The sequence below is a fragment of the Ochrobactrum teleogrylli genome, assembly GCF_037482325.1.
Lineage (GTDB): Bacteria > Pseudomonadota > Alphaproteobacteria > Rhizobiales > Rhizobiaceae > Brucella > Brucella teleogrylli.
This window is the reverse complement of record NZ_JBBHKQ010000001.1, coordinates 2,020,397-2,039,585: the sequence shown is the minus strand read 5'-3', so window position 1 is coordinate 2,039,585 and position 19,189 is coordinate 2,020,397. Positions and strand designations below refer to the sequence as shown.

Below are 19,189 nucleotides of genomic sequence, written 5' to 3'. Positions count from 1 at the left end.
GCGATGACCAATGAAACTATCCTGCGCAACGCGCGTATCGTTCTCGCAGACGATGTTATCGACGGATCAATCAAGCTCGTCGACGGTAAAATCGCAGACATTGCCAGCGGTCCGTCAGCGGTCGGCGAGGATATGGAAGGCGACTTCCTGACGCCGGGGCTGATCGAATTGCACACCGATCATCTGGAAGGGCATTATGCACCGCGCCCGAAAGTGCGCTGGAACCCGATTGCCGCCGTGCAGGCGCATGATGCGCAGATTGCTGCTTCCGGCATCACCACCGTATTCGACGCCTTGCGCATAGGTCTGGATGATGATGCGCCAACCGGCATCGATGATATGCTCAAGCTTTCCACGGCAATAGCGGAAGGTCGTGCGGCGGGACGGCTGCGTGCCGACCATTTCCTGCACATGCGTTGCGAAGTTTCCGCGCCGGATTGTCTTTCGGCCTTTGAACGCTTCGGCAGTCATCCGTTGATCAGGCTGGTCTCGCTGATGGATCACGCGCCCGGACAGCGCCAATTCACCAATCTTGACGCCTACAAGGCCTACTTCCTGGGCAAGAACAAGCTGTCGGAAGAAGAGTTTCGGATTTACTGCGAGCGCCGCATCGGCCAGTCGCAGCAATATTCCGCCACGACCCGCAAGGCGATTGCCGATCTGTGCCACGAGCGCGGCGTGATCCTCGCAAGTCATGACGATGCAACGTTGGATCACGTTGCCGAAGCGCGCGAACAGGGCATTCGCGTGGCCGAGTTTCCGACCACTCATGCCGCGGCCAGAGCGTCGAAAGAATCTGGCATGTCGGTGCTGATGGGCGCACCGAATGTGGTTCGCGGTGGCTCGCATTCGGGCAACGTGTCCGCACGCGAGCTGGTTGAAGCCGGGCATCTCGACATCATCTCGTCGGATTATATTCCGGCCAGCATGATGCAGTCGGCATTCTTTCTGGCCGATGTGCTTGATGGAATTTCACTTCCGCAGGCTATTCGTCTGGTTTCGAAGAATCCCGCGCAGGCTGTGGGTCTCGATGATCGCGGCGAAATTGCCGAAGGCAAGCGCGCCGATCTGGTACGCCTTCAGGTGGCCGACCATGTGCCGATTATCAAGACTGTTTGGCGCGAGGGGAAACGTGTTATCTGATCCTGCCGGATGTAATCTTTACCCAACCGGCATCGGCTCTGCTGCGGCAAGGCTAAGCTTGCCGTCATCGGCCACGTTCAACTCGAACTCGCGATAGCTGTTTATGCTGCGATGCGAGGTCTGCGGTGAATGGGGATGCGTTGCCGTGACGACCACCACGCAAGCGCCAGCCGATTCGCCTGCGACGATGCCAGCCGGAGCGTCTTCGAACACCAGACAGCGATGTGGATCGAAACCAAGCTTCTTTGCGCCGAGCTGGAAGCATTCGGGGCTCGGCTTGCCGCGCTCGACATCTTCTGCCGAAACAATGGTTTTCGGCAGCGGCAGTCCGGCTGCCTTGATGCGGCGTCGGGCCAGCTCAAGCGGGGCGGATGTGACAATCGCCCAGCGATCTTCCGGTAGGGCCTTCAGAAAATCGCAGACACCGTCGATCGGAACGATACCATCCAGATCGGCCATTTCAGCTTCCAGCAGGATCGCCGCTTCCTGATCGGGGTCAAGGCCGAGATCAAGGCGGCGAACGGTATCGACTGCGCGTACGCCATGAATGGTCGGCAGAAATGTAACCGGATCGATCCCATGACGCTTGGCCCATTCTCCCCAGACGCGTTCGGTCGCGGCGATGGAACTCAGGATCGTGCCGTCCATGTCAAACAGGAAGGCATCGAAGGTTTTGCCGAAGGGAGAAAGGGAGGTCACGCCGGATTTCCTTGAATGAATGAGAAAAGAATCGGAAGAAATGCTTTAGTACGCGATCATAATGCGCAAATGCGACCAAAGTCACAGTCTTTGGCATATAACGGCGCTGGTTGGCGTTGAACGCGATAAACTCCTATATAGGTGCAAAGCGAAACCCAACCCGCAAAACTTGAACATTTTGCGCAAGTGTGGCTTTTTGCGCCGTTCGAGTGCCAGATTGGGACCTCATTACCTGCAATCGAGCCGATTGTTCTGAAATGCTCCATGAATCGCCTTCTCAGGATTTATGCCTAAATGACTGATGTACCGTCGAAAAATCGCAACTATCCGGACTATCGCTTCGCCGTTGCGCCGATGATCGATTGGTCTGACAGACATTGCAGGTATCTTCACCGGCTCTTTTCGAAGCGCGCTTTGCTTTATACGGAAATGGTTGTGGCGGATGCGGCGATCCATGGTCCGCGCGATCGTCTGCTCGGTTTTGATGCGGCAGAACATCCAATCGCCTTGCAGCTCGGTGGGTCCGATCCGGTGAAGCTTGCAGAAGCGGCAAAGATCGGGATCGGCTTTGGATATGACGAGATCAACCTCAATGTCGGCTGCCCATCGGATCGCGTCCAGTCGGGCACGTTCGGCGCTTGCCTGATGCAGACGCCCGAAGTCGTGGCGCGCTGTGTCGAAGCGATGAAGGCGGCTGTTTCCGTGCCGGTCACGGTCAAGTGTCGTATCGGCGTCGATGATCAGGACCCGGAAGTGGCGCTCGATGCGCTGGTCGATCTGGCGCTTGCCGCAGGCGCCGACGCCTTGTGGGTGCATGCACGCAAGGCGTGGCTGAAAGGGCTGTCACCGAAGGAAAACCGCGAAATTCCGCCGCTGGATTATGATCGTGTCTATCGCCTGCAGCAGCGTCTTGGCGATGTTTTCGTCGGTATCAACGGCGGTATTACCACGCTTGATGAAGCCAAAACGCATCTGGAACAGATGGATGGTGTGATGCTCGGACGCGCTGCCTATCACAATCCCGCTTTGTTGGCTGAAGTGGATGCCCGTCTGTTTGGCGATGAACCTGTCGCGGTTGAAATGGCGGATATTATCGAAGCCATGTGCGACTATACCGACCGGCATATCGCATCAGGTGGCAGGCTTTCCCATGTCAGTCGCCATATGGTGGGCCTGTTCAGCGGCCTGCCGGGCGCGCGCCGCTGGCGTCAGATGTTGTCCACCGACGCGACGAAGCCGGGTGCTACCAGCGCTGTGCTGCGTGAAGCCTATGCTGCTGTAACCGAAGCCAGTGCCGAAGCGGCTTAATCAATCAGGATCAGCTGGTCGCCACGCACCGTGAAACCGCCAAGCGTTTGCAGGAAATTCATACCAAGCAGACTGCCAGTCATGAGGCCTTCCTTGGTGACCATGGCGCGAATATTTTGGCGTTCGATGTCGCCGATTTGCAAATTCGCGATAGTGATGCTGGCGGCGGAAGCGGTGCCATTGGCTGTCATCACTGGCACATTATAGTTGAGCGACGCGGTATCCAGACCCGCGCGCTCCGCGTCTTGCTGTGAGAGCACGACGGAAGATGCGCCCGTATCGACCAGAAAATGCACGCGCGCGCCGTTGACGCGACCATTCACTTCGAAATGGCCATTGGCGGCTTTGGCGAGTGTGACGGTCAGCGACCCTTCGGCGTTTCGTCCGGAAATCGGGCTGCCGGGAATAAGGCCTGCGGTAATTCGGCTGGCAGCATCCTGAAGGTCGTAGCGGTACTGATAGCCTGCAACGAGACCGAGAATAATCACCGCCCAGACCGCCATATTACGTGCGAAATCCGAAAGCTTGATGCCGGAGCCGAGCAGACCGGCGGCGAGAACCACGCCCCATATGCCAAGATAGGCTGCGCGGGCGAAGACATCATTGTCGAGCCCCATCGTGGTGCCGCTGTCATTATTGGACATCAGCAGCAGAGCGACAATTGCGACAGCGGCAATAACGAGCCAGAAGAAACGCCCCATCAGCCTACTTTCTTTTCAATGAGAATTTCATGCCGGTCGGGCAGAAGCGATAGCACCGTGATCTGCTCTTCGGCGCTCATCCGGGACCAGCGCGTGATTTCATCAAGCGTGCGCGCGCAACCGAGACAAAAGCCGGTTTCTGCGTCCATCGTGCATATCAATATGCAGGGTGATTTGATTGTCGCCGTGTTCATGCGTGAAATGTGGTTGCATTACAGGGCCATGACAAGCCCGATCAACACCGCAAGCGACGCGATTTGTTGCGCAGCGCCCAAAGTATCGCCCGTCTGCCCGCCGATTTTCGACATGCACAGCCGGGCGAAACCGACAAGCAGCAGCGTCACAAGAACAAGCGCATTGATGACGGACGGGACGCCGCCTGAAGGGATCAGCCCCGCCGCCAGAATAACGAAACCCAGCGCCGCGCCGCAAACGACCGTTTCCCAACTTGGCGCACCAACGCTGTCCGCAAGCCCGCCGGGGCGGGCGGAGGGCAGGCTATGCCAGAAGGCGAGCATGGCCGAACGGCTCGCCGCTTCGCAGGCGATGAGAGCAAGCAATGCATAGCCGGGGCCTGCGCGCTCTATAATAGCGGCCAGAAGCGAAGCCTTGATGCCCACCCACGTGATGAGCGTGAGGGCGGCAAACGTGCCGATGCGCGAATCCTTCATGATATCGAGCCGACGGTCCGGCGTTGCGCCGCCGAAGAAGCCATCAGCCGTGTCGCCGAGGCCGTCTTCATGCAGCGCGCCGGTCATGGCTGCCAGCGCGCCGATTACGATAAACCCGCAGGCGAGGGCCGGCAGATGCAGTGAATTGGCGACCATCAGCGCGATGCCTGCAAGCAGGCCCAGCACAGCACCGGCAAGCGGGAAGGCGCGTGCATTGCGCAATAGCGAATCGTCCGTGTTTTCAAACCAGCTTCGCGGAAGCGGCAGACGGCTCAGAAAGCCGAGCGACCGGATTGTATCGCCTATGAAACCATTTTTCTGCAAACGACTGCTCCGCAACACTTTATCGCCCAAAGAAGGGTTCGGGGCTCGCGATATTTCGCCTCAAGGGCCATTGGCTCGAAGAGGTGATTTGAAAAATTGTGTCAGTGCTTATAGGACGTGCCAAACAGATTTGCATCTCCCATGATCGATTGGACTGAACGATATGAGCGCCAGTGGCCTTCCTTTTGACGATTTTCGTGAACTGATCCGCAATCTGCCCGGTCCCGATCTGGGTGCGGAAAGGGCCGTGCGCGAGCGCGAGGTAACTCTGACCAAGCCTGCCGGTTCGCTGGGGCGTCTTGAAGACATCGCAGCCTGGCTCGCCGCATGGACCGGAAAGCGCACGCCGCAGATCAACCGCCCGCTGGTCGCGGTGTTTGCTGGCAATCACGGTGTCACGGCAAAGAACATTACGCCATTTCCGTCGAGCGTCACGGCGCAGATGGTTGAGAATTTTGCGGCAGGTGGTGCGGCTATCAACCAGATCTGCATTGCCAATGATCTGGGCCTGAAGGTTTTCGATCTGGCGCTGGAGCATCCGACGGCAGACATCACCGAAGAACCGGCCATGGATGAGCGCACCTGCGCGGCGACCATGGCTTTCGGCATGGAGGCGATTGCCGGCGGCACCGATCTTCTCTGCATCGGTGAAATGGGTATCGGCAACACGACCATTGCGGCGGCTATCGCGCTCGCTTTGTTTGGTGGCACGGCGGAAGACTGGGTGGGGCCGGGCACAGGTTCTACGGGTGATCTGTTGCAGCGCAAACTTGCAGCCGTTCGTCAGGCGGTTGCGTTGCATCAGGCGCATCTGAAAGATCCGCTTGAAGTGCTGCGCCGCCTCGGCGGGCGTGAAATTGCAGCCATGGCAGGCGCCATTCTGGCCGCTCGCATGGAAAAAATCCCGGTCATTATCGACGGTTTCGTCGCCTCTTCGGCTGCGGCGATACTCTATGCGGCAAATCCGGAAGCAATCGATCACTGCCTGTTCGGCCACGTGTCGGCTGAGCCGGGGCATCGTCTGCTGCTGGCAAAGCTTGGCAAGGAGCCGCTACTCGATCTCGGCATGCGTTTGGGTGAAGGCACCGGTGCCGCACTCGCCGCCAGCATCGTCAAGGCGGCGGCACAATGCCATAGCGGCATGGCAACCTTCGAGCAGGCCGGTGTAGCCTCCGCGAAGCACTAACAACAACAAAAAGCCCGGCGCTGCCGGGCTTTTCATTTTCATTTCAAAGACTGGGAGGTCAATTATTTTCCTTATCCAGCACCATGTAGTCGAGCGGCAGCTCGGTCGTGTACTTGATTTGCTCCATCGCGAAGGATGACGACACGTCGCGGATTTCGATCTTGCTGATCAGGCGCTTGTAGAAGGCGTCATAGGCCGCAATATCCGGTACAGCGACACGCAGAAGATAATCGACATCGCCGCTCATGCGGTAGAATTCGATAACCTCAGGGAATTCCTGCACCACTTCCGAGAAGCGCTTCAGCCATTCATGGCTGTGCGAGCTGGTGCGCACCGATACGAACACCGTTACACGCGCATTGACGCGGATCGGATCGAGGATCGCCACACGGCGCTTGATGACACCATCTTCTTCAAGCTTCTGGATACGACGCCAGCAAGGCGTTGTGGAAAGGCCAACCTTCTTGGCAACGTCTGCCACTGCCAATGTTGCGTCTTCCTGCAATAAGCGCAGTATTTTTCTGTCGAGCCTGTCCATGCGTTTCCGTTCCCGGTTTTAGAAATCGTTTCCCGAACTTTACGAGTGTGCGAAACGTCATACCTTATGATGTGCTATCGGCAGAAGTTACAGGAAAAATATTCTTATGAGAACCAATCCAGTAAAATTTATTTATCGTCGTGGATGAGGCTTCGCACTTTTGCCTGAACAATAGGCACAACCTCTTCATCGAACCATGGATTGCGTTTCAGCCAGCCGCTGTTTCGCCAGGAAGGATGAGGCAGCGGAAGCACGATCCGTCCTGCCTTGTTGGGCGTTTCAATGAAGTGACGCCAGTTCTTCACTGTTTCGGTCAGGTTGCGTCCGCGATAGTCGGGCAAGTGGTAGGCCAGCGCATATTGCCCCACCACCAGAACGAACTCCAATTGCGGCATGGAAGCGAAGACCCGGTCATGCCAAGTCATACGGCATTCGCGGCGCGGGGGCAGGTCGCCGCCATGCTTGTTATAGCCGGGAAAGCAGAAGCCCATGGGAACGATGGCAAACCGGGCCGGATCATAAAACTCCTCACGGGTCGTTCCAAGCCATTGCCGCAGGCGGTCGCCGGAAGGATCGTTAAAGGGCAGGGACGTATTGTGCACGCGGATACCCGGTGCCTGACCGCAGATCGCGACACGCGCCGTATTGGAGACAAAACAGACAGGATTGGGCTCATGTGGCAGCGGTGGCTGAAACAGCGGCTCATCGCGGCAGATGCGGCAGGCTTTGATCGATTGGCTGAGCGTGATCAGGTCTTCCACGAAGCTTCGCTCCGGATTTCGGGATGTCGTCATTGGAAACGGTCGATGAAGGCGGCGATACGCTCCTTAATATAGTAAACGAAAGCGTCGATACTATTGCGGTCCAGCGATGAGGTCTCGCTCCCCGTCTGCGCATCCTTATCCTCGCGCGGATTTTCCTTCCGCCATGACGAGGGCTTCTCGAAACGCCCTGCCCACATGCCGCGGCTGTTGCGGCGGGCGTCTGTTTCCTCGCGGTCATAATCGCCATAGGCAAGCGCCCAACCCTGCTGCACCATCCAGCCATTGAGGTCGGTTTCTCCGAGATAACAACGCGCCAGGTCGCGGCCATAACGGTCAAAGCCCTCGGTCTCGCAGCGAATCGTTGCCCTTCCGATTCTTGCCCGCAAGAAATTGCGAGCTTCCTTGCCGCAATCGTAACTATTGCCGTTTCGCTCGCAGCTCTGTGTCATCTCCGGTGCGTCGATACCCTTCAGGCGAATATGCACCTTGTTTATGATCACCGTATCCCCATCTATGACATAGACCGACCCATCGCGCGTTTCGGTCGGGCGCTTTTCATTCGGCAAGTATGAAATGCCGATAACGATAGCTGAAAAGAACAATAAAGTCAGTATGATGCTGCGAAGACCTCCCATTCCGCTTTTGCGGGTGCCGGAGTTGTTTCGCCTATTGGGGCGCCGATAGGGGCGTCTGTAATTGCGCATGGGATCCGGTTGGTTGCAATCGTCGGTGTCATAGGCGTTCTATTTTATGCGGCCCTCAGACGGAAACAATCGTCAGCGTTCTGTTTCATGGGGAGCATATTCAAAGGGATCAACAACAATCGGTTTGTTGTCAAACGGCAACAGTCTTTACCGTTACTTTAGGTTAGAAAGAACTACGGTCATTTTTGCCTATTTCCCGCCACAAAGGGACATCATCCGTCAAGGAAAGGCAAAAGCCGTCAAACAATCTGGAGCGAAGGCTCCCGCAGGATTAGGCAGGAATGAGCAAGAGCGCGTTGTTGCAGAGCACACCGATTGCAAGCAAGGGAAACCTTGCCGCCGCCGCTCCGATTCCTTCCAATGATGGTAAGGCTTTTTTCGGCCAAGATCGGGTCTCAGTCTTGACGAAAAGCGTGGCTATTCTGCGTGTAATGAAATCTTTCTCCACGATTTGTGCCAACTATTGTGAAAGACCGGCGTGTGATGCGTAGTCGTAGTTTTTCATATCCTGTTATCGCCATGGCTGTTGGTTTGGCCATCGCCTGCAACAGTGCCTTTGCTTTTGATCTGAACGACGATTCTGAAAAGTCGCGCAGCCCGTTTGAACTCTTCAAGTTCGGCTTCTCCGCCTATAAGAACGGCCACAAGGACGAGGCGATCAAGGCGCTGCGTTATGCCGCCGAGCGTGGTCATCAGGGTGCAAAGTGGAAACTGGCGCGCATGTATGCCGATGGCGACGGCGTGGCGGAAAACGATTACGAAGCCTACAAGATTTTCGAAAAGATCGTGCGTGAGGGGTCCGAACCGGGTTCCGAGAACGATTCCTATGTCGCTGACGCGCTGGTCGCGCTGGCCGGCTATGTGAAACGCGGCATTCCGGGTTCGCCGGTACGCGCCAATCTTGGTGTCGCCCGCGATCTTTACGTGCAAGCTGCATCGAATTTCGGTGACTCTGCCGCCCAGTTTGAACTTGGCAAGATGCTTCTGTCCGGTGAGGGCGGAGAGCGCAATTCGGTTCAGGCTGCGCGCTGGTTCCAGCTGGCTGCGAATAAAGGCAATGTCAGCGCTCAGGCCATGCTTGGAAACATGCTGTTTCAGGCGGGCAAGACCGTGCGCGGGCTGGCTTTCATGACGGCTGCCTCTGAGCGTTGCGCCGCCGAGGATTGCACCTGGATCCGCGAAATGCAGGAACAGGCTTTCTCAATTGTCGGTGAAGCTGATCGCCGGAATGCTGTGGCTCTAGCGAGCGATATGACGACCAAAGGGTCGTTCTGACACTACAGTTGCAAATTCGTGATGCCGGTCTGTAAAGAGCAATTTTCTGCGCTCCGGTGCTCGAAAATCACTCTTTTCGCCACGGCCTGACGAATTTGCAACTGTAGTGCTAAGCTTCCAGTGTCTTAAACCGACAGCGTGACCGTTACCGGCACGTGGTCAGATGGCTTTTCCCAGCCGCGAACGTGTTTTTCAATATCGGTCGATACGAAACGATTGGCCGCTTCCGGCGAGAGCATCAGATGATCGATGCGAATGCCGTTGTTTTTCTGCCAGGCACCGGCCTGATAATCCCAGAATGAATAGATGCCGTCATCGTCGGTCGCCGCTCGAATAGCGTCGGTGAAACCGAGATTTTCGAGCTTGCGAAACGCTTGCCGTGATTGCGGCTGAAACAGAGCGTCGCCAAGCCATGCCTCCGGGTTTCTCGCGTCTTGCGGCTCGGGGATGACGTTATAGTCGCCAGCCAGCACAAGCGGTTCCTCAAGCGCCAGACGATCCTTCGCCCAGGCTTCCAGACGCCGCATCCACGAAAGCTTGTAGGGAAATTTCTCGGTATCGATTGGATTGCCGTTCGGCAGATAGAGTGAGACGACGCGGATGACGCCTTTATCGGTCGAGTAGACGCCTTCGATGAAACGCGCCTGTTCGTCGCTGTCATCGCCGGGCAGGCCGCGATTGACCTCATCGGGTGACTTCTTGGAGAGAAGTGCGACGCCGTTGAAACCTTTCTGGCCATGGGTCTCGACGTGATAGCCAAGCGCCTCAAGCTCAAGGCGGGGGAACTGCTCGTCCACCGACTTGATTTCCTGCAGGCAGGCAATATCGGGCGAAGACTCCTTCAACCAATGCTGAAGGTTCTCGATGCGGGCCTTGACGCCGTTGATGTTCCACGTAGCAATCTTCATGGCTCAATGATTAGGCGCTTGAAAGGGTGAGGGCAAGCACGGCGCAGGCCTCATCACAGAAATTGCAGCCAAGTGCATATTTCGATGCCGGTTGTATTTGTATTGTCGCCATCGCGTTCCTATCTCGGACTCAATGGAGCCAGACAGGAGATGACGATGTTCGACGCCAAGAAACTTCTCGACCAGTTTTTGGGATCGCAAATACCAGGCATGTCGGGGAGCGTGAAGGACAGAGCCGGGCAGGTGGGTGATCTGGCCAAGAAGAACCCGCTTGCGACTGGCGCTATCGCCGCTGCGGTTCTTGGCACCAAGACGGGCCGCAAGCTGGCAGGCAATGTCGCCACTGTTGGCGGGATTGCGGCCATCGCCGGTCTCGGCTATCTGGCCTATAAGAACTACAAGTCCGGTCAATCGCCGCAAACGGTGGAACAGCCGGTGGCAAAGGAGCAGGAACTGCTTCCGCCGCCGCCCGCCGATTCTCCTTTTCACCCGCATTCGCCAGCCATGAGCAACAGTTTTGCCCTGACGCTGATCCAGGCCATGATCGCCGCCGCCAAGGCAGACGGCCATATCGACGACGCGGAGCGCGCGCGCATCATGGAAAAGCTTCAGATTTCGGGGCTTGATGACGATGCGGAAGCTTTTTTCCAGAAAGAACTGGCAGAGCCCGTCGATCTCGACGCACTGGTCGCCGCCGCACAAACAGAAGAGCAGAAGGTGGAGCTTTACACCGCCTCGCGTTTGACCATCGATCCCGATAGCCGGGCGGAGCGTGGCTATCTCGATATGCTGGCTGGACGTCTTGGTCTGCCCGACGCGCTGGTGGACCATATCGATGCGACGGTCGCTTCGGTGAAAGTCTGACAAAACAAAACCGGCTGCCACGAGGCAGCCGGTTTATTTTTATGCGGTGCGTTCTGGACCGTCTAAATCGCGAAGCTTGTGCCACAACCGCAAGAGGCGGTCGCATTCGGATTGCGGATCTGGAACGATTGTCCCATCAGATCGTCAACGAAATCGATTTCCGAGCCGTCCATATAAGGAACCGAGATCGAATCGATCAGCACCTTCGCGCCGAGCTTTTCGATGACGATGTCGTCGTCGGTCTGTTCGTCGACGAGATCGTATTTGTAGGAAAAACCGGAGCAGCCGCCACCCTCGACAGAAACGCGCAGCGCGGTCTTGTCCGGTTCGGAATTGAGAATTTTAGCGATCCGCTTTGCGGCGGAATCGGAAACGGTAATGCCTGTCATCGGTCTCATCCGTTTGCAGTTGCTGGGCTGGAGCGTGATTTTCCCCTGCTGCCCATTATCGCAGACTTGCCTTCATATTCCTCTGATAGCTATGAACGCTACCGATAGAAGTCAATGTTTGGTGTAATCATATTACAGTGAAGGATGCATCGCAATGTCGCTGGAAGGAATAGGCTTTGGTTATCGCGAACGCGCGCCCTATGCCTGCGATCCGGCCTCAAGCCGTGGACGACTGGTGCCGGAACTGGAAAGCCCGACGCGCACACCGTTTCAGCGTGATCGCGACCGCATCATCCATTCCACCGCTTTCCGTCGCCTGAAGCACAAGACGCAGGTTTTTATTGCGCATGAGGGCGATCATTACCGCACGCGGCTGACGCATACGATTGAAGTGGCGCAGATTGCGCGCGCGCTGGCCCGTGCGTTGCGGCTGGATGAAGACCTCGCCGAAGCGGTCGCACTCGTACATGATTTCGGCCATACGCCCTTTGGCCATACCGGCGAGGACGCGCTCAACGAGCGCATGAAGGATTATGGCGGCTTCGATCACAATGCCCAGTCTCTGCGCATCGTCACCAAGCTTGAGCATCGTTATGCGGATTTCGACGGTCTCAACCTGTCTTGGGAGACGCTGGAAGGTCTGGTGAAGCATAATGGTCCGCTGGTCGGGCCGCATGCTGTGCATTCGGATGAGCCAGTGCCGCAGCCAATTCTGGACTTCAACGAACGCTACGATCTCGAATTGGGCCGTTTTGCCAGCCTGGAGGCACAATGCGCGGCGATTGCCGACGACATCGCCTATAATGCCCATGATATTGATGACGGCCTGCGCGCGGGCCTGCTGACGCTCGACGCGCTGGACGAAGTGCCCCTGACGAAGCGGCTGCTTGATGTGGTGCGCGGACGCTATCCCAATCTCGATGCGGTGCGCACCGGCCACGAACTGGTCCGCAGGCAGATCACCATCATGGTTGAGGATGTGATTGCCGAGGCGCAGCGTCGCCTTGCTGTCGCGCAGCCGCAAAGCCTTACCGATATTCATAACCAGTCCCGGTCGCTGGTGGCGTTTTCGCCGACGATGCGTGACGAGGAAAAAGTGCTGAAGCGGTTTTTGTTCAAGAACCTCTATTTTCATGACAGCGTGGTGGTGCGTCGGCAGGCGGCGGACAAAATTGTGCAGGACCTTTTCGATGCCTGTTTTGCCGATCCGTCGATCATGCCGCCCGAGTGGCAATCGGGCTGCGAAACGCTGGATATCCCGTCACGCGCGCGCCGTGTGGCCGACTATCTGGCGGGGATGACTGACAATTTTGCCGTGCGCGAACACCGACGATTGTTTGACCATACCCCCGATTTAGCTTAATCGGGGCCAAACGAAGTGCTGGCGAGGCTGAAAAGGCCCCTGCAACACAACTACCTAATCGAACGAGCCGACTCCGGAATACGCAAATCACGACACCGGACGACAGCCTGACAGGACAGACCATGAATATCTTCGCAGATTTCGACGCACGTATCAAAAAGACGTTGCAAGATATTGATCTGAAACCGAAAGATGGCGGTGAACTCGATCTTTCGCGCGTTGGTGTCGAGCCGCCGCGCGATGCGACCCATGGCGATATAGCGACCAATGCGGCCATGGTTCTTTCCAAGGCCGTGGGGCAGAATCCGCGCGAACTTGCGGTGCGTATCGCCGAAGCCTTGAAGAACGACGAGGATGTTGAAACGGTCGATGTTGCAGGTCCGGGCTTCATCAATCTGCGTCTGAAGGCCAGCTACTGGCAGCGCGAGCTTGCCGCGATGCTCAATGAAGGCACGGATTTCGGTCGCTCCAAGCTTGGCGCGGGCAATAAGGTCAATGTCGAATATGTTTCGGCAAACCCGACCGGCCCGATGCATGTCGGTCACTGCCGGGGCGCCGTCGTCGGCGACGTGCTGGCCAACCTGCTGAAATTTGCGGGCTATGACGTCGTCAAGGAATATTACATCAACGATGCGGGCTCGCAGATCGACGTGCTCGCAAACTCCGTCATGCTGCGTTATCGCGAAGCACTGGGCGAAATCATCGGTGAAATTCCGGCAGGTCTCTATCCGGGCGATTATCTCGTGCCGGTGGGGCAGGCGCTTGCCAAGGAATATGGCACCAAGCTTCTGGAAATGCCGGAGACGGAAGCACTGGCTATCGTCAAGGAAACCACGATCAATGCCATGATGGCGATGATCCGCGCCGATCTGGAAGCGTTGAACGTCCATCATGATGTGTTCTATTCCGAACGCCAGTTGCATGCTGACCATGCGCGAGCGATTCGCAATGCGATCAACGATCTGACGCTGAAAGGCCACGTCTATAAGGGCAAGATTCCGCCCCCGAAGGGTCAGCTACCGGAAGATTGGGAAGATCGCGAGCAGACCCTGTTCCGCTCGACCGAAGTGGGTGACGATATCGATCGTCCGCTGATGAAGTCTGACGGCTCCTTCACCTATTTTGCGGCGGACGTTGCCTATTTCAAGGACAAATACGACCGCGGCTTCAACGAGATGATCTATGTGCTGGGCGCCGATCATGGCGGCTATGTGAAGCGTCTTGAAGCTGTCGCGCGTGCTGTTTCCGACGGCAAGGCAAAGCTCACGGTGCTGATCTGCCAGTTGGTGAAACTCTACCGTAACGGCGAACCGGTGCGCATGTCGAAGCGTTCGGGCGAATTCATCACCCTGCGTGATGTCGTGGACGAAGTGGGCCGTGATCCGGTGCGTTTCATGATGCTTTACCGGAAAAACGATGCCTCGCTCGATTTCGATTTTGCGAAGGTGACGGAACAGTCCAAGGACAATCCGGTGTTCTACGTGCAGTATGCATCGGCGCGTTCGCACTCGGTTTTCCGTCAGGCTGCCGACCAGTTGGGTCTCGCTGATCTGGATCGTGTGGCGATGGCTGCCCAGTTCGACAAGCTGACCGACGAGAGCGAAATCGCACTCGTCCGCAAGCTTGCAGAATATCCGCGTTTGATCGAAGCAGCGGCGATCCATCAGGAGCCGCATCGTCTTGCTTTTTATCTGTTTGATCTTGCCAGCGCGTTCCATTCGCAATGGAATAAGGGCACAGAGAACCCGGACTTACGTTTTATTAAGGTTAACGATCCAGACTTGTCATTAGCCAGGCTAGGGCTGGTACAGGTTGTTTCCGATGTGCTGACGTCAGGTTTGACGATCATCGGGGCTGATGCTCCGACGGAAATGCGCTAGGACTGATCGACTGATCGAGGGTTCGTTAAGTCAAACGAAGCTTTCGGGTGCAGACGATTAAGTCTAACGAGAAAGGACCGGGATGAACCGAAGGTGTTGGTTTATCCCGTTCTGGTCTTTCGGTGCAGGAAACTACCGTCAACTTTTGCCCACATTGCCTCGCTAATAAGCAATGTAAGGTGACGTCTTGCGGCGTCCAGGGTTTGAGTTAGGAACACACCATGACGGACAGCAGTGCAAATCCCCGTAATTACGGCGAGCGTCCGCTGCACGAAGACGATCCGCTGATGGAACTGTCGCGAATCGTGGACTTTGGCGCGCCTCAAGGTGATCATTCCGCTAGGAACGAGCGCCGATCGCAAGATGAACTGGCGCGTGAGCGCGCGGAGCCTGACTTCGATGCGTCGCTTGACCTTGAGCGCGAGCTTCTCGGCGACTTCGACGATTACGCACCGGCGGCCAGCCAGAGCCAGCCTGTGGAGCCCGAGGCCGAGGCCGCTCAGGAGCAGCGCTACAGCGCGCAGTATTATCGCGGTGCCGAACCGCTGGTGCATGAAGACGAACTTGCTTCGGCTCTTGAGGAAGAACTCGACCTGCATCTGGATAGCGGTGCATCCGTTCTTGCGCCTGAACTGGACGACTTCGAAGATATCGAACGGACTGAACCCGTTCAGCAGTTCGATTATGCCGATTATTCGAGCGCCCGCGATTCGTATGGCGATCCTTATGCGGCGCAGAACTCGGCCTATGATAATCGCGAATCGCTGGATAGTGCGCGTGGAAGCCATGCGACCGAAGCCGGTGCATTTGATCCGACGATTTATCAGCCGGCTATCGAGCCGCACGAAGAATCCTATTTGACCCAGACTGCGCAAAGCCGCGACTGGGAAGTGCAGGCCGTTGAGCCTGCTACGCCGTCTTATGATGTCGAGCCTGCGCATCAGTCCTTGTCGCTTGAGGACGAACTGGAAAACCTGCTGTTCGGTGATGAGCCACAGCCCCAATCCGCAAATGACAGCGCTTATGGCTACCAGCCGGAGCCGGTATCCTATGCTCCGCAGACCCCAGCTTACGAGCCGGAACAGGCCGTGTCCTACGCGTCCGCGCAGGATCATGCCTATGCGGGCGAGGAAGCAGCCGAGCCTGCATTTGACGATCTCGAGCTCGACGAACTGCAACTGGATGAGCAGACCTTTGAAGAACCGCATCAGCCGGTAGCTGCCGCGCCGGTGCACGAAGCTGTCGCGCGCACGGAGCCATCCGGTTATCCCTATTACACCCGTGGCAACTTTGCTTCAGGCATTGCTGCGCAAATGCCAGTGACGGCAGCGCAGCCGGTTGGTCAGGCGGAAGCGCCTTACGCCGCCTTCACGGGTTCGGAACAAGCTTCGAACGAAGTTGCAGCGCAAGACGACGATTTTTCGTTCGATGATGATTTCTCCTTCGACGCACCAGCTTTCTCCGCAGCGACCGCAGCGGAAGGCACCGATGACGATCTGTCCGACCTTGATGAGCTGAGCCTGACCGAAGACGATTTCGGTTTCGAGCCTTCGGGTGATTATTCCGAATCGGAACCGCTCAAGGCGACCGATGAAGAACTGCTTGGCGGTGATGATTTCTTCAACGAAGACGATCTTGATCTGGGCGGCGTTGAAAACAGTGCAGCCGCGCCCGCCTATGCGCATGCGGTGCTGTCGGACGAGGATTATCGTCCGTCCACATCGATGCCGCATTTTGCCAGCGCGCAGCAGGCTGCCAGCGCACCCGCGCCGGATGTGGAAACGCTGAGCGTTGCCGAAAACAAGGTTGAGCAGACCCATTCGCTGGATCTGCCGGAAGTTAATTACGGTGAAGAGGAAACCGCTGCCGGTCTTGGTGATCTCGAAGCTGAATTTGCCGAGGTCTTCAATACGGTTGGCGTCGATGAGCTGAACACCCCATCGGAAGCGCAGAGCGAAGCCGACAAAGCCTTTGAGGATATTTTCCGCGAAAGCGCATCCAGCTATCTGCCGAACGCCGGTGTTGCCGCAGGTGCTGCCGCGGCGGGCCTTGGCGCTGCCGTTGCCGCATCCGCTGCCTCCTATGGCCGTGCGCAGCCGCGCCAGACTGGCCAGTACAATGCAGGCGAGCAAGCTGGCAGCGAGGATGATTTCTACAATCACTGGGCTGCTCAGGGCGCACAGACCGTTGAAGGTGGTGACTATGGCGCGCGTGCCGCCATGCAGCCGGAAGACGATCTTGGCAAGGCGTCGGAAGCCTATCGCAACCGTCCGGTACGCGGTCGTCGCGGCCTGATTCTGGCAAGTGTTGCCGGTGCAGTCGTGTTGCTCGGCGGTATCGGATATCACTTCATGGGCGGCGGCTCGGAAGAGCCGGTGGTCATTCGTGCCGACACGCAGCCGATCAAGATGCAGCCGGAAAACCCAGGTGGCGCAACGGTGCCGAACCAGGACAAGGCGGTCTATGACCGTGTGGCAGGCACCTTGCCGAACAATCCGGAACAGAAATCACTGATCACCTCAGGCGAGGAGCCGGTTGATATTTCCGGCACGGACGACAATGAAGCCATGACCGATACGCCGGATTTGTCGGCTGAAAACAGTCAGGCCAATACCGGTAATCAGAACGCGCAGGAAAATGCGCCTTTGATCCAGCCGCGCGAAGTTGAAACGATGATCGTTCGCCCGGATGGTACGATCATGCAGCCGGAATCGCCCGCACCGCAGACGGCCAACAACACCCCCCAGCCTTCGGAACAGCCTTCCGCTCCGGTGGGTGGTGACGAAATCGCGGCAATTGCTTCGGGCAACTCCGTGCCGGAATCTTCGGCACCTGCGCCGCAGCAGGCCCCGCAGCCCGCCGCGCCAGCCCCTGTTGCTCAGGCGCCGGTTGCAGAAACGCCGCGCCTTCCAGCTCGCGCTCCGGTTGTCCCGTCGCGCCCGGCTGAACAGCCGGTCAATATCGTGGGCAATGTTCCGCAGCGCACGCAGACACAAGCGCCTGCCGCTGCTGCTCCGGCGGCCAATCAGCAGGTTGCATCGGCAGCCGGTGCCGGTGGATATTTCATCCAGATCGCATCACAGCCTTCTGCCGAACTGGCGCAGAAGTCCTATTCCAACATGGCGCAGAAATACGCCAATGTGATCGGCGGACGCGGCGTGGATATCAAGCGCGCCGACATTCCGGGCAAGGGCACCTACTACCGTGTCCGCGTTCAGGCGGGTTCGCGTGACGATGCCAACGCGCTCTGCGGACGGTTGAAGTCGGCTGGGGGCAGCTGCCTTGTAACGCGGTAAGCCACGGCAATAGACAGGAACAGGGCGGCTTGAGGCCGCCCTTTTCATATGCACTATCAAGTGCATGGAATTTTCGTTAGAACAAATTTCTAATTTGCGGAAAAGACGAGGGATATTCGCATGAAACAGTGCAAGGCCTGGATTGCCGGTGTTTCGGGGACAAAACTTACACCGGATGAAGTTGCCTTTTTCCGCGATGAGAGGCCTTGGGGCTTTATCTTGTTCGCGCGCAATGTCGAAAGTCTTGAACAGGTTGCCGAACTGACCGCGCATATGCGCGAGGTGACGGGGCGCGATCAGACTCCGGTTTTCATAGATCAGGAAGGCGGGCGCGTGCAGCGCCTGCGTCCGCCGCTTGTGCAGAACTATCCCTCTGCTGGAGAGATTGGAGCGATCTATACGCGTGACCGCGAAGCGGGCCTGCGCGCCGCATGGCTGCATGCGCGTCTGCACGCCTTCGATCTTTTGAAGGTTGGCGTCACCTCCGACTGCCTGCCGGTGCTCGATGTCCCCGTCGAGGGCGCAAATGATGTGATCGGCGCCCGCGCTTATTCCAAGAATCCGCATGCGGTGGCTGAATTGGGCCGTGCCGCTGCCGAGGGCTTGCTGGCGGGCGGCGTATTGCCGGTCATGAAGCATATGCCGGGCCATGGCCGCGCCTTTGCGGATACGCATAAGGAACTGGCCCGGGTGAACGCGCCATTGAGCGAATTGCTGGCGCATGATTTCGTGCCGTTCAAGGCGTTGAATGATCTACCGATGGCGATGACGGCGCATGTCGTATTCGACGCGCTCGATCCGCAGCGTCCGTCCACCCTGTCGCCGACCGTGATCAACACGATCATCCGTCAGGTGATTGAGTTCGATGGCCTCATCATGAGCGACGATATTTCGATGAAAGCGCTCTCCGGCGAACTCGGCGATATCGCTGGGGGCATCACCGGAGCAGGCTGCGATATCGTGCTTTATTGCGCAGGCGTGATGGAGGAACTGGTTCAGGTCGCCGCCCGCGTGCCGGTCCTTGAAGGCAAGTCGAAGCGTCGCGCTGATCTGGCCGAAGTCTACGCCGGTGATCCGGACCTTTCGGATGAAGATGAACTGCGCGCAGAATTCAATGGTATATTCGAAGCGATAGCGTAATCGTTAAAACTTGGTAAACTGCAAAGATGCGTTGCC

The 19,189-nt window shown here is 57.4% G+C and carries 19 protein-coding genes; 10 read left to right on the top strand and 9 right to left on the bottom strand.

All coding sequences use genetic code 11. The features are described from left to right. The first annotated feature begins 3 nt into the window (after nt 1-3). Nucleotides 4-1,143 (top strand): alpha-D-ribose 1-methylphosphonate 5-triphosphate diphosphatase, encoded by a 1,140-nt coding sequence (locus WIX40_RS09515; RefSeq protein WP_121535922.1) that lies wholly within the window; start codon nt 4-6, stop codon nt 1,141-1,143. A gap of 18 nt (nt 1,144-1,161) precedes the next feature. Here WIX40_RS09515 and WIX40_RS09510 read toward each other — a convergent pair whose 3' ends face one another. Next, entirely contained in the window at nt 1,162-1,842 is a 681-nt protein-coding gene (locus WIX40_RS09510) for an HAD family hydrolase (protein WP_121535925.1), read from the bottom strand. A gap of 294 nt (nt 1,843-2,136) precedes the next feature. Here WIX40_RS09510 and dusA point away from each other — a divergent pair, with 294 nt between their 5' ends. After that, a complete protein-coding gene (gene dusA, locus WIX40_RS09505) occupies nt 2,137-3,150 on the top strand; it encodes a tRNA dihydrouridine(20/20a) synthase DusA (protein ID WP_121535928.1) in 1,014 nt (337 codons plus the stop codon). Here the strand turns inward: dusA and WIX40_RS09500 are convergent. From WIX40_RS09500 to WIX40_RS09490, 3 genes are read right to left on the bottom strand one after another with little or no spacing between them, the layout of a single operon-like run. Beyond that, nucleotides 3,147-3,851, bottom strand: coding sequence for a TIGR02281 family clan AA aspartic protease (locus WIX40_RS09500; RefSeq protein WP_121535931.1), 705 nt, complete (start codon nt 3,849-3,851; stop codon nt 3,147-3,149). The two genes, dusA and WIX40_RS09500, sit on opposite strands and share 4 nt — an antisense overlap. Continuing rightward, nucleotides 3,851-4,045, bottom strand: coding sequence for a DUF1289 domain-containing protein (locus tag WIX40_RS09495; RefSeq protein ID WP_121535934.1), 195 nt, complete (start codon nt 4,043-4,045; stop codon nt 3,851-3,853). The genes WIX40_RS09500 and WIX40_RS09495 overlap by 1 nt, the downstream gene beginning before the upstream one ends. Before the next feature lie 18 nt (nt 4,046-4,063). Next, nucleotides 4,064-4,846, bottom strand: a complete 783-nt coding sequence (locus tag WIX40_RS09490; RefSeq protein WP_121535937.1) for an adenosylcobinamide-GDP ribazoletransferase — start codon at nt 4,844-4,846, stop codon at nt 4,064-4,066. Between the two features lie 163 nt (nt 4,847-5,009). On the opposite strand from WIX40_RS09490, the gene cobT reads away from it, so the two are divergent. Continuing rightward, nucleotides 5,010-6,032 (top strand): nicotinate-nucleotide--dimethylbenzimidazole phosphoribosyltransferase, encoded by a 1,023-nt coding sequence (cobT, locus tag WIX40_RS09485; RefSeq protein WP_078338479.1) that lies wholly within the window; start codon nt 5,010-5,012, stop codon nt 6,030-6,032. Between the two features lie 58 nt (nt 6,033-6,090). Here the strand turns inward: cobT and WIX40_RS09480 are convergent, their stop codons facing one another. The 3 genes from WIX40_RS09480 to WIX40_RS09470 form a co-directional block, all read right to left on the bottom strand. After that, on the bottom strand, nt 6,091-6,570 hold the full coding sequence (locus tag WIX40_RS09480) for an Lrp/AsnC family transcriptional regulator (protein WP_078338480.1): 480 nt from the start codon (nt 6,568-6,570) through the stop codon (nt 6,091-6,093). A gap of 128 nt (nt 6,571-6,698) precedes the next feature. Next, nucleotides 6,699-7,364 carry a uracil-DNA glycosylase family protein gene (locus WIX40_RS09475; protein WP_121535940.1) on the bottom strand — a complete coding sequence of 222 codons (666 nt, stop codon included), beginning with the start codon at nt 7,362-7,364 and terminating at the stop codon, nt 6,699-6,701. After that, nucleotides 7,361-7,969, bottom strand: coding sequence for a thermonuclease family protein (locus tag WIX40_RS09470; RefSeq protein ID WP_283735835.1), 609 nt, complete (start codon nt 7,967-7,969; stop codon nt 7,361-7,363). Before WIX40_RS09470 ends, WIX40_RS09475 begins: the two co-directional genes overlap by 4 nt. Nucleotides 7,970-8,319: 350 nt before the next feature. Here WIX40_RS09470 and WIX40_RS09465 point away from each other — a divergent pair, with 350 nt between their 5' ends. Together WIX40_RS09465 and WIX40_RS09460 are read left to right on the top strand one after the other, a co-directional pair. After that, a complete protein-coding gene (locus tag WIX40_RS09465) occupies nt 8,320-8,529 on the top strand; it encodes a hypothetical protein (protein ID WP_339439830.1) in 210 nt (69 codons plus the stop codon). Beyond that, entirely contained in the window at nt 8,522-9,313 is a 792-nt protein-coding gene (locus WIX40_RS09460) for a tetratricopeptide repeat protein (RefSeq protein WP_109368851.1), read from the top strand. The genes WIX40_RS09465 and WIX40_RS09460 overlap by 8 nt, the downstream gene beginning before the upstream one ends. 125 nt (nt 9,314-9,438) lie before the next feature. Here WIX40_RS09460 and xth read toward each other — a convergent pair whose 3' ends face one another. Beyond that, nucleotides 9,439-10,221, bottom strand: a complete 783-nt coding sequence (gene xth, locus WIX40_RS09455) for an exodeoxyribonuclease III (RefSeq protein ID WP_121535946.1) — start codon at nt 10,219-10,221, stop codon at nt 9,439-9,441. Between the two features lie 156 nt (nt 10,222-10,377). On the opposite strand from xth, the gene WIX40_RS09450 reads away from it, so the two are divergent. Next, on the top strand, nt 10,378-11,085 hold the full coding sequence (locus tag WIX40_RS09450; RefSeq protein WP_121535949.1) for a tellurite resistance TerB family protein: 708 nt from the start codon (nt 10,378-10,380) through the stop codon (nt 11,083-11,085). Between the two features lie 62 nt (nt 11,086-11,147). Here the strand turns inward: WIX40_RS09450 and erpA are convergent, their stop codons facing one another. Further along, nucleotides 11,148-11,474 carry an iron-sulfur cluster insertion protein ErpA gene (erpA, locus tag WIX40_RS09445; RefSeq protein ID WP_078338486.1) on the bottom strand — a complete coding sequence of 109 codons (327 nt, stop codon included), beginning with the start codon at nt 11,472-11,474 and terminating at the stop codon, nt 11,148-11,150. Between the two features lie 154 nt (nt 11,475-11,628). Here erpA and WIX40_RS09440 point away from each other — a divergent pair, with 154 nt between their 5' ends. The 4 genes from WIX40_RS09440 to nagZ all read left to right on the top strand — a co-directional run bounded on the left by WIX40_RS09440 (nt 11,629) and on the right by nagZ (nt 19,153). Next, nucleotides 11,629-12,837, top strand: a complete 1,209-nt coding sequence (locus WIX40_RS09440) for a deoxyguanosinetriphosphate triphosphohydrolase (RefSeq protein ID WP_121535952.1) — start codon at nt 11,629-11,631, stop codon at nt 12,835-12,837. 122 nt (nt 12,838-12,959) lie between these two features. Continuing rightward, complete coding sequence (gene argS, locus WIX40_RS09435) at nt 12,960-14,717, top strand: arginine--tRNA ligase (RefSeq protein WP_121535955.1); 1,758 nt, start codon at nt 12,960-12,962, stop codon at nt 14,715-14,717. 221 nt (nt 14,718-14,938) lie between these two features. Further along, entirely contained in the window at nt 14,939-18,013 is a 3,075-nt protein-coding gene (locus tag WIX40_RS09430) for an SPOR domain-containing protein (RefSeq protein ID WP_121535958.1), read from the top strand. Nucleotides 18,014-18,133: 120 nt separating this feature from the next. Next, nucleotides 18,134-19,153 (top strand): beta-N-acetylhexosaminidase, encoded by a 1,020-nt coding sequence (nagZ, locus tag WIX40_RS09425; protein WP_121535961.1) that lies wholly within the window; start codon nt 18,134-18,136, stop codon nt 19,151-19,153. Nucleotides 19,154-19,189 lie beyond the last annotated feature (36 nt).

Excerpts from the sequence above, each read along its gene's own strand:
- WIX40_RS09515 (WP_121535922.1), top strand. The coding sequence starts at position 4 with ATGACCAATGAAACTATCCTGCGCAACGCGCGTATCGTTCTCGCAGAC.
- erpA (WP_078338486.1), bottom strand. The coding sequence starts at position 11,474 with ATGACAGGCATTACCGTTTCCGATTCCGCCGCAAAGCGGATCGCTAAA.
- WIX40_RS09440 (WP_121535952.1), top strand. The coding sequence starts at position 11,629 with ATGTCGCTGGAAGGAATAGGCTTTGGTTATCGCGAACGCGCGCCCTAT.
- WIX40_RS09430 (WP_121535958.1), top strand. The coding sequence starts at position 14,939 with ATGACGGACAGCAGTGCAAATCCCCGTAATTACGGCGAGCGTCCGCTG.
- WIX40_RS09460 (WP_109368851.1), top strand. The coding sequence starts at position 8,522 with ATGCGTAGTCGTAGTTTTTCATATCCTGTTATCGCCATGGCTGTTGGT.
- WIX40_RS09475 (WP_121535940.1), bottom strand. The coding sequence starts at position 7,364 with ATGACGACATCCCGAAATCCGGAGCGAAGCTTCGTGGAAGACCTGATC.
- WIX40_RS09450 (WP_121535949.1), top strand. The coding sequence starts at position 10,378 with ATGTTCGACGCCAAGAAACTTCTCGACCAGTTTTTGGGATCGCAAATA.
- WIX40_RS09465 (WP_339439830.1), top strand. The coding sequence starts at position 8,320 with ATGAGCAAGAGCGCGTTGTTGCAGAGCACACCGATTGCAAGCAAGGGA.
- argS (WP_121535955.1), top strand. The coding sequence starts at position 12,960 with ATGAATATCTTCGCAGATTTCGACGCACGTATCAAAAAGACGTTGCAA.
- WIX40_RS09500 (WP_121535931.1), bottom strand. The coding sequence starts at position 3,851 with ATGGGGCGTTTCTTCTGGCTCGTTATTGCCGCTGTCGCAATTGTCGCT.
- WIX40_RS09495 (WP_121535934.1), bottom strand. The coding sequence starts at position 4,045 with ATGAACACGGCGACAATCAAATCACCCTGCATATTGATATGCACGATG.
- WIX40_RS09470 (WP_283735835.1), bottom strand. The coding sequence starts at position 7,969 with ATGGGAGGTCTTCGCAGCATCATACTGACTTTATTGTTCTTTTCAGCT.
- WIX40_RS09480 (WP_078338480.1), bottom strand. The coding sequence starts at position 6,570 with ATGGACAGGCTCGACAGAAAAATACTGCGCTTATTGCAGGAAGACGCA.
- dusA (WP_121535928.1), top strand. The coding sequence starts at position 2,137 with ATGACTGATGTACCGTCGAAAAATCGCAACTATCCGGACTATCGCTTC.
- xth (WP_121535946.1), bottom strand. The coding sequence starts at position 10,221 with ATGAAGATTGCTACGTGGAACATCAACGGCGTCAAGGCCCGCATCGAG.
- cobT (WP_078338479.1), top strand. The coding sequence starts at position 5,010 with ATGAGCGCCAGTGGCCTTCCTTTTGACGATTTTCGTGAACTGATCCGC.
- nagZ (WP_121535961.1), top strand. The coding sequence starts at position 18,134 with ATGAAACAGTGCAAGGCCTGGATTGCCGGTGTTTCGGGGACAAAACTT.